We start from the raw sequence: 15,803 nt of genomic DNA, 5'->3' as shown, positions 1-15,803 counted from the left end.
TGCAGGGCGGCGAGCAGCCATTCGCGCGGACCGGGCGCGCCGCGGCCTGCGGTGGGCAGCGCCCGCAGCGCCAGCGTGGTGGGGCCGCCCAGCGCCAGCAGGATCGGCACCAGCATGGACAGCAGCATGTGCGCGACCATGTGCACGCTGAACATCGCGGGCATGTACCGCCCGATGCCCGACGACGTCGTGATCAGCAGGGCGGCGCAGCCGCACAGCCAGGCCGCGGTCCGGCCGGCCGGCCACGCGTCGCCACGCCTGCGCAGCCGTCGCACCCCGAGCAGGTAGACGGCGGCCAGCACGATCGCCGCGGTGCCCAGGATCAGGTCGAAGCGCCAGTCGAAGAGGATGCGTGCCACGGTCGGCGGGCCTGCGAGGTCGTAACCGATCTCCACCTCCACCGGACTCGGCTGGGTCTGCAAAGACGGCGGCGGGGTCCGGCCCAGCCCGACGGCGATGCCGAACGTCACGCCGAACACCACCGCCTCGGTGAGTGCGAGCCGCAGCAGGGGTCCGCGGGCGGACGGATCGTCCCGCAGCGCCGCTGCGCCGCGTGTTCGTTGCCGCCACCCCAGCGCGCCGAGCACCACCAGGGCGGTCATCTTGGCCAGCACCAGCGCGCCGTACTCGCTGCGCACCAGCTCTGCCGGCGGCACCCGCACCAGCGCGTTGACGATTCCGCTGACCGCCATGGCGATGAAGCACCACAGCGCGAGCGCCGAGAAGCGCCTGGCGGCCAGGTCCGCGTGGTCGCCGCCGCGCAGTGCGTGCGCCAGCAGCGCGAGCAGTCCCCCGGCCCACAGTGCGCCGGCGATCAGGTGGATGAGCAGGCTGTTGGTGGCCAGGTCGTGCGCACCGCCCGACGACGAGTGTCCGGTCAGCGCCAGCGGGACCAGGCTGAGCAGCGCGCCGGCCAGCAGCGCCGGGGTCCACGACCAGCGCAGCACCGGCATGGCCGCCACGGTGACGACGGCGGCCAGCAGCGCCGTCCAGCGCCAGGCGCCCGCGACGTCGACGAGGTCCGCAGCCGCCCAGATCTCGGCCGGACCGAGGTGGTCGCGCAGCGGCTGCCCCGACACATCGGACACCGTGAGCGGAACGAGCAGCACCGCGCACAGCGCCCAGATCGCCGACGCGGCGGTGCCGAGCCGCAGTGCGCGGTAGCCCGCGGCGTCGAGCACACCGCTGGCCTGAGGCGGCGTCAGGAAGGCCGCGAACAGGAACGCACCGACCGCCACCACCGCCGCGATCTCCCCGGCGGCCCGCACGAACGGCAGCCCGTAGGTGGTGACCGGCCCGGGATCGGGCAGCCCGGTGGCGCTGAGCGCGTCGGCCAGCGACAGCGCGCCGATGCCCGCGGCGGTCGCCCCGGCCAGCAGCCCGACGCCGACGAGCACCGGCCACACTGCGCTGGTGCGCACCCGGGCCGCCACGGTCGTCATGCGTCCAGGGTATGAGGTGCGGAGCCGGACCCCTCAGCCGTCCTGTCCGGAGCGGCGCTGCGCCTCGCGCTCGCCGAACTGCGAGCGTGCGAGCTGCTCGACGCTGTCCATGTCGTCGAGGATGCCGCACAGTTCGATGTGGAACGCCTCGCGGCGCCGATCGAGGTCCTCGGCGGGCGACAGCAGATCCTGGTCGGCGGCCACCTGGCGGGCGGTGGCGAACAGCAGCGCCGACACCGACTCGGTGCTACGCACCCTGTTCTGCGCGACGTACTGCTGTCCCAGGCCGAGCGCCAGCTTGGTGAGGTCCTTCTCCGCGATCTCTGCCGGGGCATCGCGCAGCACGTCCGCGGTGATCTCGTAGGCCTCGAAGAACGGCCGCAGCATGGCCGCGGCGATCAGCGGCCGCTTGGCCCGCAGCAGGCGGTCCACCTCCTCACCGCCGGCCGAGACGTGTTCCTCCCAGTCGGCGTGCCACGACATCTCCTCGGCGACGTGGTCGCGGAACGCCGCGGAGTCGGCGAAGTAGAAGTCGAACTTCAGCAGGTCGCGCAGCCGCATCGCCTGCGACCAGAACGCCGCCAGGTGGTCGCCGTCGCTCCGTTTGGCATAGGCCAGCGCGAGTTCGACGATCGAGGTCTCCAGGAAGGCGTGGATCAGGGTGTTGCGGTAGAAGGCGGCCTGGTGCTCGTGCTGCGGTGCGATCGACCACACCGGTTCCCGCCCGCTGTCGACCCTGGTGACCGGGTGCCCGCTGGACAGTGCGTCGACGGCGGCGAGCACTCCCTCCGGCGTGCGCAGCCGCAGCGCGCTGTTGGTCATCGGAGTCTGCTTGCGGTGCAGGTAGTCCAGCGAGTCCTGCAGCGTGTGGTGCAGTTGGTCGAGCGTCAGCGCTACGCCACGGGTGGCCAGCAGCAGCGCGGACACCAGTCCGGTCGCGTTGACGGGGGTCACCTGCAGGATGCGCCAGGCCACCTCGAACGCCATCTTCTGCAGCGCGAGGCGTTTGACGGCCTGGTCCTCGGCGGCCGGACCGTGCGCCGGGCCGAGGTACTGCTTCATCGACACCGCCTCGGGGAAGCGGACGTAGATCTTGCCGAAGTTCCGCTCGCCCTGGGCCTTGATGAAGTTGTACAGCCAGCTCACACCCTCGGCGGCCTTCTCCCCGCCGCGGGCGTACTCGGCGTATTCGGCAGTCTCGTGAAGCTGGTCGAAACTGATCGAAACCGGTTGCAGCAGAAGGTCGTCGGTACGTCCCGCGAGATATGCGTCGGCGACGTAGGACAGCAGACCCAGCTTGGGCGGCAGCATCTTGCCCGTCCGGGACCGGGTGCCCTCGATCGACCAGCTCAGGTTGAACCGCTTCTCGACGACGTAGCCGATGTATTCCTTGAGCACGTACTTGTACAGCGCGTTGTCGCCGATGTTGCGCCGGATGAAGATCACCCCGGAGCGGCGGAGCAGCGACCCCAGCGGCGGGAAGTCCATGTTGATGCCGCCGAACGTGCTCACCGGCGGGAGCCGGTTCTCGTACAGCGCGACCGTGAGCACTGGGTTGTCGAGATTGGACCGGTGCGACCACAGCATCACCGCCGGATGGTTCTCCAGGTTGCGCCGCATCGTCTCGACCTGTTCGCGGTCGTAGTCGATCCGCGGATCGAAACCACGGCTGAAGATGGCGCGGCTCAGCGCGGGGATCAGGTCGATGGACACCCTGCTCCACCCGGTGGCCATCTCGTCGAGCATCGCGCCGGCCTTCTCGAGGTCGGCGCCGTCGATCTGCTCGAGTCCGGCCCGGAACCGGGCCGATGCCAGCATCTCCGGCTTGACCAGTCGCGGCGACTTGTACTCGGGCCCCAGGAGGCGGTACTCGACCCGTTCGATGGCCAGCGCCGCCCGGCGGAGCACGAAATGCGCGAAGTCCCTTGGGTTCTCCGCGACCGTCGTGTCACTCCACTGCTGCCGGAGCTCGGAGACCTTGGCGGGCTCGCCGGCCACCACCCGGGCCCGCGAGGCATCCTTGCGAAGGATGCGCCGCTGCAGCATCTCCGGCGGGCGGTAGGTGTCGCGTCCGGAGATCAGCGAGACCACCTTCGAGCGGGTCGGCAGGCCGCCGGGCACCCAGAACACCCGCACCGGCACGACGGTGCGGTCCTGGTCGGCCTCGAGTTCGGAGACCAACCGGGCCAGCACGGCGGGCGGCGGGTCCTCGACGACGGGTAGCTGTAACACCTCGACGCGCACGTCGGGATGGTCACGGCGCTGGGCCTGCAGCCAGTCCTCGAGCAGCTGAACCTCCGCCGGAGAGGAGGCCGCAGCCAGTACCAGCGCGTCGTCGGTGGTGGTGAAGCTGTCGAAGTAGTCGGCTGGGCGTTTCACGGGCGGCCTTTCGCACCGGGTTTCTTCGCGCCCGGATTCTTCTGTGCGGCAGCCTTCTTCGCCGGCGTTTTCGCCGCCTTCTTCGCAGCCGTGGCCTTCTTCGCAGGCGCCGCCTTCTTCGCGGCCGTGGCTTTCTTCGCAGGCGCTGCCTTCTTCGCCGGCGCGGCCTTCTTCTCGGGCTTCTCCGGGGACTGCCCGGCCGGCCGCTTGTACAGCGCAGGGGTCGGCAACTCCTGGTGCGGCCAGGCTTTCAGCGTGTCGAGGTAGATCTTGCGAATCTCGTCGATGCGCTCGGGAAGGTCCTCGACCGTCCAGCCGTCGGTCGAGATCGGCGGGTACACCGCGATGTCCACGGTGCCGGGGTTGAACGTGCTGGAGTCGCGCGCGGCGACCACCTCGGCGTTGCGGATGACGATCGGCACGATCGGGATGCCCGCGGACATCGCGATCCGGAACGGCCCCTTCTTGAATTCGCCGACCTCGGTGGTGTCGAGGCGCGTGCCCTCGGGGGCGATGAGGATCGAGAGTCCCTTGCGGGCGAGCTCTTCGATCTTCGCCAGCGCCTCGACGGCCTTCTTGGGGTCGTCGCGGTCGATGAACGCCGCGTCCATCACCTTGCCGATGGTGCCGATGATCGGGTCGTTCTCGAGCTCCTTCTTGCCCACCGAGGTGAAGTCGGTCTCGACGAGCCGGCCGGCGATCAGCGGGTCGGCCTGGTTGCGGTGGTTGAAGATGAACACCGCGGGCCGCTGGACGGTCAGGTTCTCGCGCCCGAGCACGTTGAGGTTGATGCCGGCGGTCGTCAGCACCAGCCGGCTCCACGCCGACGTGAAGAAGTTCACCCCGCTGCGCCGGTTGCGGTTGAGCAGTCCCCATCCGACGGCGCCCGCGGCGACCGGCACCAGCGAAGCGATGCCCGCGACCGTGCGCAACTGCGAGACCGGGCTGCTGCCTGAGCGACTGGTGAAGCGCAGCACCGGCCACCCCCGCTTGGCGGCCACGGCCGCCAGCTTGCCGGCGGGATTGGTCGGCCGCGGATTGCCGACCAGGTACATCAGCGCCACGTCCTCGTCGCCGTCGGCGTAGAAGTAGCTCTTGGCGAGGTCGACGCCGTTGCGGGCGGCGAACGCCTGAACGGCCCTGGCCTTTCCTGGACCCCAGATGATCGGCCGCGTCACCTCGCCGGTGATGCAGTCGTTCTCGTCGGTCTCGAACTTGTTGCTGAGCACGTTCTCGATGCCGAGGTACTCGGCGACCGGCTCCACCTGGACCGTCAGCGCGGACGAGCTGAGCACCACGGTGTGCCCGCGTGCCATGTGCGCCCGTACGAGGTCGCGCATCTCGGGGTAGATGCGGTCGCGGACGTGCTTGTCGAACAGTCGCTCGGCCAGTTCGTCGACGTCGGAGAGCGAACTGCCACGCAGCATTCGCGCACCCTTGCCGATGAGGTCCTCGAACTCCGAGCGGCCCAGCTGGTGGTTGAGACCGGCCTGCACCATGCCCATGAACTCGCCCACGCCCATCTGCCGGCGACGCAACCGTTCGCGGGTCATGATGACGCCGGTGAATCCGGCCACCAGGGTGCCGTCGAGGTCGAAGAAGGCGCCGATCTCCGGGCCGCCGGGGCCGCCCATGATCTCGGCCACCGATCCCGGCAGCCGGATGGTCCGCGGGTCGGATTGCTGGTCGTCCGCCGTCACTGCTGTGCGCTCCCATTCGACGATGCCTTCGACCGGTCGGCGACCGATGCGGGTGACGCCCGGCCCGGGCCGCCCAGCGCGAGCACCTCGTCGAAACCGTCGATGAGGCAGCGGGCGAACAGGTCCGGGTCTCTGATCGACGCCCGGTCGTATCGGGCGGTGACGGTGCAGTACCCCGACCGGGACACAAGCACCACCATCATCGCCACTCCGGGCAACGGCCCGATTCCGTACTGGCGCAATATCTTCGCACCGGCGATGTAGGTGTCCCCGGCGTACACCGGCACGTTGCTCGCCTGGACGTCGGAGTTCACCACCGACCCGGCCATGGCTTCGAGCACCGAGTCGGGCATCAGGCTCGCCACCGGGGCGACGGCGCCGACCATGTCGAGCGCACGCTCCTCACGCTTGCGGGTCATCTGCGCCCGGACTCTGCCGATGCGCGCCACCGGGTCGGTGACCCCGATCGGCGCAGCCAGGTTGACCCCGACGAAGCGGTTGCCGCCCGCGGGGTCGGCATCCGATCGCAGGCTGACGGGGACCGCCATCGGCAGCGTCGCGACCGGCACGCCGAACGCCTCGTGATAGAGGCGAAGCGCGCCGCACACACCGGCCAGGTAAGCGTCGTTGATGGAACCGCCCGCCGCCTTCGCCGCCTTGTGCAGGTCGCTGAGCACCATGTCGATCGCCTCGCTACGCGTCGACAGGCTGCGCCGCCGCAGCAGCGGTGAGGGCTGCGCGACCGAGCCCACCACCCGCGCGCCGGACCGGGCGTAGTCGACCACCCCGCCGACCGTCGACACCGGGTCGCGAACCACCTTGCCGACGGCGCCGAGGGCGCCACCGAGCACCCCGCGGACACCGCCGAGGATCGACAGCGGTAACCGGTTGACGCCTTCGCGCATCAAGTCGTTGGGCGACAGGTCCTGCGGGATGGGAAGCGGCGGCGCCTGCTGCGGCGGCGGATCGCGTTCGAGGTCGTAGACGCTGGCGAACATCTCGACTCCGCCGACACCGTCGGTCACCGCGTGACTGAAGTGCAGCATCGTCGCGGCGCGACCGCCCTCCAACCCCTCGATGAGGGTGGCCGTCCACAGCGGCCGGGAGATGTCCAACGGTGACTGCAAGGCGATCTCGGCGAGGTCGATCAGCTGGCGCATCGTGCCCGGGTCGGGGATCCGCACCCGGCGCACGTGGAAGTCGAGATTGAAGTCCGGGTCGACGACCCAGCGTGGGGCCGCCGTCGGCAGGGTCGGGGTGACGACCTTCTGGCGCAGCCTCAACACCTTGCGGGAGGCGTATTCGAAGCGGGTGCGGAACCGGTCCCAGTCCGGTGTGACGTCGAGGATCTCGACGGTCAGGATCCCCGAGCGGGTGCGGGGATTAGCCTCGCCGCGGTGCAGGATCTGGTCGAACGGGCTCAGTTCCTCGGGCAGTCCCGCCGTGTCCGATTCCGGCACGTCGCTCGTCGCCACGCTGTCCCCCCTCATCACCTGTGACCGCTGCCAACACGCTAGTCCGCGGGTAGTCCCGGCGCTGCGGCTTTCATGGCGGTGGCGAGGCGCCTCGCGCGAACCCTTCACCCCACCGGGCCGGGGTGCCTGTGGCGTTAAAGTAGCTCCGCTGCCCCCGTAGCTCAGCGGATAGAGCAGCCGCCTTCTAAGCGGTTGGTCGCAGGTTCGATCCCTGCCGGGGGCGCTTCCCATGCGCCGGCCGACCGACGGAAATCGCATTCTCTTTTCTGCGTAGCCGTTCTCTCCGAATGCACATACCTTCCCGCCAGGCGAGAGTACGTTTCCCGACATGCACACCGTCCGCAGTTTCTGCCGGGTCTGCACATCCGTCTGCGGCATCCTCGTCGACGTCGACGGCGACGAGGTGCTGCGCGTCCGCGGCGACAAGGAGCATCCGTTCTCCAAGGGCTACACGTGCGCCAAGGGACGCGCACTGCCGTTGCTGCACCACCATCCCGACCGCCTCGAACGGCCCCGCATGCGGATCGACGGACGCCAGCAGGACGTCAGCTGGGACGCCTGTCTGGATGACCTGGCCACCCGCCTGCGCGCGATCATCGACGAGCACGGCCCCGGCTCGGTCGGCATCTACTTCAGCACCATGGAGAGCGCCGGTTTCCGGATGGCCGAGGCGTTGCACGCGGCGATCGGCACCCCGGCCAAGTTCAGCCCCCTGACCATCGACGGCACCGCCAAACCGCTGGTGTCGGATCTGGTCGGCGGATTCATGGGGCTGTCCGGCCGGACGGATCTCGACACCACCGACTTCCTGCTGCTCGTCGGCGCCAACCCGGTGGTCTCCCACGGCCACGCCATCTCGATGCCCAACCCGACGGGCACCGTGCGCGACATCGCCGCACGCGGACAGGTGTGGGTGATCGACCCGCGGCGCACCGAGACCGCCCGTCTGGCGACCGGCCACCTGGCGCCGCGCCCCAGCACCGACCACGCGGTACTGGCCCACCTTGTGCGTGAGGTCCTGCGCGACGGCGTGAAACCCGATGTCCCCGTTCAGGGCATCGACGAGCTCGCCGCGGCGGTGGAACCGTTCACCCTGGCCCACACGGCGAAGTACGCCGACGTCACCGAAGCCGACCTCATGCGGCTCGCGACGGCGGTCCGCGGCGCCAAGTGCGTCGCCATCGAGACCGGGACCGGTGTGACCATGACCGCGGAGCGCGCCAACGTCACCCAGTGGCTGGCGTGGGTGCTGATGATCCTGACCGGCGCGATGAACCGGCCGGGCGGCACCTGGTTCCACCCCGGGTTCGCCTATCAACTCGAGGCTTTCGGTGATCTGCTGCCGATCACCCCGATCGAGGGATCGTTCGGCCCGGGTCCGCGCAGCCGGCCGGAGGCACAGGCGTTCATCAACGAATGGCCCTGCGCGGTCCTTCCCGACGAGATCGAGGCGGGCAACATCCGCGCGCTGATCAACGTCGGCGGCAGCCTGGTCACCAGCTTCCCCGAGACGGGGAAACTCATCCCCGCGTTACAGGATCTCGAGGTCTTCGCCACCACGGAGATCATCGACAACGAGACGACGCGGCTGGCGACGCACGTCCTGCCGACCAAGGACCCGCTCGAACGTCCCGACATCACCCTGCACGACATCCTGAGCTCGCGGGTGTCGGTCCAGCACACCCATGCCGTTGTGGAGCCGGTCGGCGAACGGCGATCGATGTGGTGGGTGTTCGCCGATCTGGCGCGGCGCCTCGGCTACGACGTCGGCACGCTCGCCAATCCGGACACCAGCACCGACGACGACGTCCTCGCCGTCCTGCTGGCCGGCGGCCGGACGCCCTTCGACGAGGTGGTCGCGACCGGCTGGGCGGAGGCGCCCCGCGAGCTGCCCGCGGAGTGGGTGGACCGGCACATCGACCGGATGGGCGGCTGGCGACTGGCTCCGCCGATCCTCGTCGCCCAGCTGGCGGGCCTCGAGCCGCCGCCCGAATTGATGATGGTCCCGCGTCGGCAGCGCAAGAAGCTCAACGGCCAACTGGACTTCCTCGGCGAGCCGGCGGAGATCATCGTCCATCCCGACGACGGCGCCGCCGCGGGCGTGGTGAGCGGTGAACGCGTCACAGTGCGCAGCGCGAACGGCGAGGTCACCGGCATCGCGAAGCTCGACGGCTCGGTCCGGACGGGTGTGGTCTCGATTCCGCACGGTCACCACGACTGCAACGTCAACCGGCTGACCAGTAAGGACGACATCGACGTGGTCACCGGGATGGTGCGCTATTCGGGGATCGCCGTCAGCCTGCATCCCGCCTGACCAGCAAAGCGCCCCCGGGACGTAGCCCGGTCGCAGCCACCGTCCCGGTGTAATCTGCACCCACCGTTCAGCGTGCGGATACAGGGCTCATCAGGCACGTCACCAGGCGATCGACCGGGTGCGAAATGTGAGCCACATCACACTCACAGGGTCTCGTGAGCTACCGCACAGTAGCCGGGCACGTCTGTTTTCCGGACGACAAGTTAAATAGGCTAATCTCTGTCGCGACGACTGTTTGTCTGGCGTCATTCATCGGGTCGAAATGTAAGGGGTCACCATGTCTCGGACGGACAACGTCACCTATGACGGTCCCGGACAGGTGAGCCAGCCGCCGGTCGGGCAGCAGCCGGCGACCGCGCCGACGCCGCCGTCGCACCAGAAGCCGACCAAGCGGCGCCCGACGGCCGTCGACATCGTCAAGAAGATCTGGATCCCGCTGCTCATCATGATCGTCGTGGTGGTGGCCGGATTCACCGTGCACCGCATCCGGGGATTCTTCGGCGCCGAAGGCGTGACCGTGACACCCAAGGTGTTCGCCGACGACCCCGAACCCTTCGACCCGAAGGTCGTCCGGTACGAGATCTCCGGCAACGGCAGCTACGCCGACATCAACTACCTGGACCTGGACGCCAAGCACCAGCGGGTGGACGGGGCAGCGCTGCCCTGGAGCCTGACCCTGGAGACGACCGCTCCGTCGGCGGCTCCCAACATCGTCGCCCAGGGCGACGGCGACTTCATCTCCTGCCGAGTCATCGTCGATGACGTCGTGAAAGACGAGAGGACTTCCAGCGGCGTGAACGCCCAGACCTTCTGCTACGTGAAATCGGCATGAGCGCACCCACCTACGACGCGCCCACCGACGCTTTCCCGCCCGCCCGACGCCCTTCGAAGCCGTTCATCCCGCGGATGATCCGCGCCTTCGCGGTGCCCATCATCCTCGCCTGGATCGCCGTGATCGCCGTCGTCAACGTCGTCGTCCCGCAGCTCGAAGAGGTCGGGCAGCTGCGCGCGGTGTCGATGAGCCCGGACGACGCCCCGTCGATGATCTCGATGCAGCAGGTGGGCAAGGTCTTCGAGGAAGGCGACTCCGACAGCCAGGTGATGATCGTCCTGGAGGGCGAGAATCCACTCGGCGACGACGCACACGCCTACTACGACCAGCTCATCGACAAGCTCGAAGCCGATCCCGCCCACGTCCAGTCCGTGCAGGACTTCTGGAGCGACCCGCTCACCGCCACCGGCGCGCAGAGCAGCGACGGCAAGGCCGCCTACGTCCAGCTGAAGCTGGCGGGCAACCAGGGCGAGTCACTGGCCAACGAGTCGGTGGACGCGGTCCAGGCGATCATCAACAGCATTCCGCCGCCGGACGGGGTGAAGGCCTACCTGACCGGCCCGGCCGCACTCGCCGCCGACCAGCACATCGCCAGCGACCGCAGCATGCAGCTGATCGAGGCCGTCACGTTCACGGTCATCATCATCATGCTGCTGCTGGTCTACCGCTCGATCATGACGCTGATCCTCGTGCTGGTGATGGTCGTGCTCTCGCTCGCGGCGTCCCGCGGCGTGGTGGCCTTCCTCGGCTACTACGAGATCATCGGACTCTCGACGTTCGCGACGAACCTCCTTGTCACACTCGCGATCGCCGCCTCCACCGACTACGCCATCTTCCTGATAGGCCGATATCAGGAAGCGCGAAGTGTCGGCGAGGACAAGGTGACCGCGTACTACACGATGTTCAAGGGCACGGCGCACGTTGTGCTCGGCTCCGGTCTGACCATCGCCGGCGCCACCTTCTGCCTGAGCTTCACCCGGCTGCCCTACTTCCAGACCCTGGGCGTTCCGCTGGCGATCGGCATGGTCGTCGCGGTGCTCGCCTCGCTCACACTGGGTTCGGCGATCGTCGTGGTGGCCAGCAAGTTCGGGGCGCTGGAGCCGAAACGCGCACTGCGGACCCGTGGTTGGCGCAAGGTCGGGGCGGCAGTGGTGCGGTGGCCGGGTCCCATCCTGATCGGCACCGTCGCACTCGCGCTGATCGGCCTGCTCACGCTTCCCGGGTACCGCACCAACTACAACGACCGGCACTACCTGCCCGCCGACCTGCCGGCCAACGAGGGATACGCGGCCGCCGACCGGCACTTCGACCAGGCCCGGATGAATCCCGAGCTGATGATGATCTCCAGCGACCACGACCTGCGCAACTCGGCGGACTTCCTGGTGATCGACAAGATCTCGAAAGCCATCTTCCGGGTGCCCGGCGTGGCGAGGGTGCAGGCCATCACCAGGCCGGACGGCAAACCGATCGAGCACACGTCGATCCCGTTCCAGATCAGCATGCAGGGCACCACCCAGCAGATGAACCAGAAGTATCTGCAGGACCGGATGGCCGACATGCTCAAGCAGGCAGACGAGATGCAATCCACCATCGACACGATGACGCGGATGCAGAACCTCACCGCGCAGATGGCCGACACCACGCACAGCATGGTCACCAAGATGAAGGGCATGGTCGTCGACATCGAGGAATTGCGCGATCACATCGCCGATTTCGACGACTTCTTCCGGCCGATCCGCAACTACTTCTACTGGGAACCCAAGTGCTTCAACATCCCGGTGTGCTGGGCGCTGCGCTCGGTCTTCGACACCCTTGACGGCATCAACGTGATGACCGACGACATCAAGGCGCTCATGCCGGACATGGAGCGGCTGGATTCCCTTATGCCGCAACTGGTCACGATGATGCCCGAGATGATCGAGACCATGAAGACGATGAAGACGATGATGCTGACCATGTATGCCTCCCAGAAGGGCATGCAGGATCAGATGGCCGCGATGCAGGACGAGTCCAACTCCATGGGCGAGGCCTTCGACGCGTCGATGAACGACGACTCGTTCTACCTGCCGCCGGAGATCTTCGACAACGAGGACTTCAAGCGCGGCATGGAGCAGTTCATCTCGCCGGACGGTAAGTCGGTGCGCTTCATCATCTCCCACGAGGGCGATCCGATGTCCCCGGAGGGCATCAAGCGCATCGACGCCATCAAGCTGGCAGCCAAGGAAGCCGTCAAGGGCACTCCGCTCGAGGGCTCCACGATCTACCTCGGCGGCACCGCGGCGACGTTCAAGGACATGCAGGACGGCAACAACTTCGACCTGCTGATCGCCGGGATCGCCGCGCTGGCACTGATCTTCATCATCATGTTGATCATCACCCGCAGCGTGGTGGCCTCAGCGGTGATCGTGGGCACGGTGGTGTTGTCGCTCGGCGCCTCGTTCGGCCTGTCGGTGCTCATCTGGCAGCACCTGCTCGGCATCGAACTGCACTGGATGGTGATGGCGATGGCGGTGATCATCCTGCTCGCCGTCGGCGCCGACTACAACCTGCTCCTGGTGTCGCGGTTCAAGGAGGAGATCCACGCTGGACTGCACACCGGCATCATCAGATCGATGGGCGGCACCGGCTCGGTGGTGACCTCGGCCGGCCTGGTGTTCGCGTTCACGATGATATCGATGGCGGTCAGCGAGCTGACGGTGATCGGTCAGGTGGGCACGACGATCGGACTGGGTCTGCTGTTCGACACGCTGATCGTGCGGTCGCTGATGATGCCCTCGATCGCCGCCCTGCTCGGGCCGTGGTTCTGGTGGCCGCAACGGGTTCGGCAGCGGCCGGTCCCGGCGGCGTGGCCGCAGTCGCCGCAGAACTTCACGTCCGTCTGAGCGACACCCGAAACGAGATCCGCCCGGTCGATCCGACCGGGCGGTTCTCGTTGTGGCGCACATGATTGCGCCGGGCGGGCTGGGCTGAGCGCAAAAAGAATCCGCCCGGCCATACGGCCGGGCGGATCTCTTGGTGGCTCGGGGTACTACCAGACCCAGACGGACATGTCGTTCGGCGGGTAGTTCATGCAGATGTCCGTGGTGTGCGCGGCGACGCCCTTGTTGTTGAAGAAGACCTTCGCCCAGTTCGGCCAGTTCCAGTGCAGCTGCTCGTAGAACGCGTTGGTCACGGTGTCCTCGGCGTACTGGCGACGGCCCTTGTAATCCATCGAGAAGAACCAGTGGATGCGGTCCTGGACCGCGCGGTGCACCTCGGGCGACTTGTTGTTGTAGTCGATCATGTACCGCTCGTAGTACACCGGTTCGACGTCGCGGGCGGCGGCCAGGATCTGCTCGGCCGTGCACGGCGTCCGCAGGATCCGGTTCGGGATCGGATAGTCGTCGGTGGCGTCCGCGGAGGCGACGCCCGGCGCGACCGCCATCAGGCCGGCGGCGGCGACCGCCACCATCCCGGAGTGGACCATGGAGCGAATGCTCTTACGCATGTCTGTCTTACCTTCCTGACGTCAGCGCTCGGCCGGCAGCGGGGGGCCTGCCGGCACCGGTGCCGGTGCGGGGGCCGCCGGGTTGGCGACCCGTTGCAGGGCCACCATCTGGTTCGGGCAGTACACGGGGATGGCCTCACCGAGGAACTGCCACGACTGCTCGGTGGTGCTGCCCCTCTGCAACTGGTCGAAGACGAACTTCGCCGACTGCACGGCGTCCTTGTCGACGCCGCGGTTCAGCCGCTTGCAGGCGATCTTCGCGATCCAGGCGTTGTAGTCCTTCTGACCGTAAATGCCGTAGGCCTGAAGGCGCTTGGCGAATGCGGTGTCCGGTTCGGGCTGCGCCATCGCGGGCGCAGCCAGGCCGACGGCGATCGCCGCACCCGCGACCGCGGTGGTCAGTCCCTTGGTGAGTCCCGCTAACTTCATGGGTGGATACTACATTGCTCCGGCCGGTCGACGCAGCCACTCGACGGTGGCAAAAAGCGGGTGCGAATAGGCTCACAGCCGTGTCCAACCCGGTCCTGGTCGACGTCGCCGACCACATCGCCCTGATCACCGTCAACGATCCCGATCGCCGCAACGCGGTGACCTTCGAGATGTCCGCCGGCCTGCGCCGGGCCGTGGACGCCGCCGAGGCCGACGACGACGTCCACGCCGTGATCGTCACCGGCGCGGGCAAGGCGTTCTGCGCGGGCGCCGACCTGACCGCGCTGGGCGAGGCCACCGAGGACGGGCTGCGCCGCATCTACGACGGCTTCCTCGCGATCGCCGACTGCTCACTGCCCACCATCGCCGCCGTCAACGGCGCGGCCGTCGGCGCCGGGCTCAATCTGGCGCTGGCTGCCGACGTCCGCATCGCCGGGCCGGCGGCGCTGTTCGATCCGCGGTTCCAGAAACTCGGCATCCATCCCGGCGGCGGCGCGACGTGGATGCTCAACCGTGCCGTCGGGCCGCAGGCAGCACGGGCGGCCCTGCTGTTCGGCATGCGCTTCGACGCCGAGTCCGCGGTCCGGCACGGGCTGGCGCTCGAGGTGGCCGACGATGCGGTCGCGGCGGCGCGCGCCCTCGCCGCGGGCCCGGCTTCGGCGCCCCGCGACGTCGTCATCGCCACGAAGGCGTCGATGCGGGCGACCGCCAACCCCGGCACGATCGACAGCGACCAGCACCGGGTGGCCGTCGACGTGGAGATCGGCCCGCAGGCCACGTCCATCGAGTCACCCGAGTTCGCCGCCCGGCTGGCCGCGGCCAAGCGCCGGTAACGCCGATCCCGGGACTACAGGTCCGCGAGCGCCAGGTCCGGTGACTCGATGAGCGCGCGCAGCTCGCACAGGAATGCCGCCACCTGGGCGCCGTCGGCGACACGATGGTCGAACGCGCACGTGAGCGTCATCGTCGGGCGGGCCACCACCTCGCCGTCGAGCACGACGGCGCGCGGCTTGAGCGAGCCGACCCCGAGAATCGCCGCCTCCGGGTGGTTGATCACCGGCACGCCGTCGTCGAGGCCGAGCGCACCGAAGTTCGAGACCGTGAACGTCGAACCCTGCAGTTCGCCCGGCGTCAGCGTGCCGGCCCGTGCTCCGGATACCAGCCGCGCCACCTCGGCCGCGAGTTCGCGGGTGGTCCTGGCGTGCGCGTCGGTGACCACGGGCACCAGCAGCCCACGCGGCGCCGCGACGCCCACTCCGAGGTGCACGGCGGAATGCCGGTGGATGCGGGGGCCGTCGACGGTGTCCAACCACGTGGCGTTGAGCAGCGGGTGATGGCGCAGCGCGACGATCAGCAGGCGCAGCGTCAGCACGAACGGCGTGACCGACTCCACACCCAGCCGGTCCCTCAGCGCGAGCAGCCGGGTGCCGTCGACCTGTACCGAGGCGTTGGCGTCGGGGATCTCGCGGCGGGACACCGCCATCCGGCGCGCCATCTCCAGCCGCACCCCGCGCACCGGGTCGTCGTTCGCCTCGGCCGTTTCACCGGGTGGCTCGACCGGCGCCTCGACCGCCGCGAGGACGTCGGCGCGGGTGACGATCCCGTCGGGTCCCGAGGGTTCGACGGCGGTGAGATCGACGTCCAGGTCGGCCGCCAGCTTGCGCACCGGCGGTTTCGCACGGGCCCGCCGCCTGCTGCCGTCCATCGAGTCGTCGGCGCCGTAGCCGACCAGCACGGCCGTGCGG

General features: G+C 68.7%; 11 protein-coding genes and 1 tRNA gene. 5 read left to right on the top strand and 7 right to left on the bottom strand.

Going from position 1 to position 15,803, the window contains the following annotated elements; all coding sequences use genetic code 11:
• From Q2100_RS11870 to Q2100_RS11855, 4 genes are all read right to left on the bottom strand, one after another.
• Window positions 1–1,442: bifunctional copper resistance protein CopD/cytochrome c oxidase assembly protein (locus Q2100_RS11870; RefSeq protein ID WP_302914219.1), on the bottom strand; the 1,442-nt coding region annotated here is incomplete at its 3' end.
• Window positions 1,443–1,475: 33 nt separating this feature from the next.
• Entirely contained in the window at window positions 1,476–3,821 is a 2,346-nt protein-coding gene (locus tag Q2100_RS11865) for a glycerol-3-phosphate 1-O-acyltransferase (RefSeq protein WP_302914218.1), read from the bottom strand.
• Window positions 3,818–5,521, bottom strand: a complete 1,704-nt coding sequence (locus tag Q2100_RS11860) for an HAD-IB family hydrolase/lysophospholipid acyltransferase family protein (protein ID WP_302914217.1) — start codon at window positions 5,519–5,521, stop codon at window positions 3,818–3,820. Before Q2100_RS11860 ends, Q2100_RS11865 begins: the two co-directional genes overlap by 4 nt.
• Window positions 5,518–6,996, bottom strand: a complete 1,479-nt coding sequence (locus Q2100_RS11855) for a wax ester/triacylglycerol synthase family O-acyltransferase (RefSeq protein WP_302914216.1) — start codon at window positions 6,994–6,996, stop codon at window positions 5,518–5,520. The genes Q2100_RS11860 and Q2100_RS11855 overlap by 4 nt, the downstream gene beginning before the upstream one ends.
• Window positions 6,997–7,146: 150 nt before the next feature.
• On the opposite strand from Q2100_RS11855, the gene Q2100_RS11850 reads away from it, so the two are divergent.
• The 4 genes from Q2100_RS11850 to Q2100_RS11835 all read left to right on the top strand — a co-directional run bounded on the left by Q2100_RS11850 (window position 7,147) and on the right by Q2100_RS11835 (window position 13,024).
• A tRNA-Arg gene (locus tag Q2100_RS11850) sits at window positions 7,147–7,219 on the top strand.
• Window positions 7,220–7,324: 105 nt separating this feature from the next.
• Window positions 7,325–9,310 (top strand): molybdopterin-containing oxidoreductase family protein, encoded by a 1,986-nt coding sequence (locus Q2100_RS11845; protein ID WP_302914215.1) that lies wholly within the window; start codon window positions 7,325–7,327, stop codon window positions 9,308–9,310.
• Between the two features lie 445 nt (window positions 9,311–9,755).
• Window positions 9,756–10,142 (top strand): MmpS family transport accessory protein, encoded by a 387-nt coding sequence (locus Q2100_RS11840; protein ID WP_264015602.1) that lies wholly within the window; start codon window positions 9,756–9,758, stop codon window positions 10,140–10,142.
• Window positions 10,139–13,024: an MMPL/RND family transporter gene (locus Q2100_RS11835; protein WP_302914214.1), complete on the top strand. Its 2,886-nt coding sequence runs from the start codon at window positions 10,139–10,141 to the stop codon at window positions 13,022–13,024. The genes Q2100_RS11840 and Q2100_RS11835 overlap by 4 nt, the downstream gene beginning before the upstream one ends.
• A gap of 146 nt (window positions 13,025–13,170) precedes the next feature.
• Here Q2100_RS11835 and Q2100_RS11830 read toward each other — a convergent pair whose 3' ends face one another.
• Both Q2100_RS11830 and Q2100_RS11825 read right to left on the bottom strand, forming a co-directional pair.
• Window positions 13,171–13,629, bottom strand: coding sequence for a DUF5078 domain-containing protein (locus Q2100_RS11830; protein ID WP_264015478.1), 459 nt, complete (start codon window positions 13,627–13,629; stop codon window positions 13,171–13,173).
• Window positions 13,630–13,650: 21 nt separating this feature from the next.
• The gene (locus Q2100_RS11825) at window positions 13,651–14,058 is read right to left on the bottom strand and encodes a DUF732 domain-containing protein (RefSeq protein WP_264015479.1); all 408 of its coding nucleotides are present in this window, start codon (window positions 14,056–14,058) and stop codon (window positions 13,651–13,653) included.
• Window positions 14,059–14,138: 80 nt separating this feature from the next.
• On the opposite strand from Q2100_RS11825, the gene Q2100_RS11820 reads away from it, so the two are divergent.
• The gene (locus Q2100_RS11820; RefSeq protein WP_302914213.1) at window positions 14,139–14,891 is read left to right on the top strand and encodes an enoyl-CoA hydratase; all 753 of its coding nucleotides are present in this window, start codon (window positions 14,139–14,141) and stop codon (window positions 14,889–14,891) included.
• A gap of 14 nt (window positions 14,892–14,905) precedes the next feature.
• On the opposite strand, the gene Q2100_RS11815 is transcribed toward Q2100_RS11820, so the two are convergent.
• Window positions 14,906–15,803 (bottom strand): dihydrolipoamide acetyltransferase family protein (locus Q2100_RS11815; RefSeq protein WP_302914212.1); only part of this gene is annotated, 898 nt, incomplete at its 5' end.

Source organism: Mycolicibacterium arseniciresistens (assembly GCF_030519285.1).
Taxonomy (GTDB): Bacteria; Actinomycetota; Actinomycetes; order Mycobacteriales; family Mycobacteriaceae; genus Mycobacterium; species Mycobacterium arseniciresistens.
The sequence above is the reverse complement of the archived record's forward strand: the minus strand, read 5'-3'. Positions and strand labels throughout refer to the sequence as shown.

Excerpts from the sequence above, each read along its gene's own strand:
- Q2100_RS11845 (WP_302914215.1), top strand. The coding sequence starts at position 7,325 with ATGCACACCGTCCGCAGTTTCTGCCGGGTCTGCACATCCGTCTGCGGC.
- Q2100_RS11840 (WP_264015602.1), top strand. The coding sequence starts at position 9,756 with ATGATCGTCGTGGTGGTGGCCGGATTCACCGTGCACCGCATCCGGGGA.
- Q2100_RS11835 (WP_302914214.1), top strand. The coding sequence starts at position 10,139 with ATGAGCGCACCCACCTACGACGCGCCCACCGACGCTTTCCCGCCCGCC.
- Q2100_RS11830 (WP_264015478.1), bottom strand. The coding sequence starts at position 13,629 with ATGCGTAAGAGCATTCGCTCCATGGTCCACTCCGGGATGGTGGCGGTC.
- Q2100_RS11825 (WP_264015479.1), bottom strand. The coding sequence starts at position 14,058 with ATGAAGTTAGCGGGACTCACCAAGGGACTGACCACCGCGGTCGCGGGT.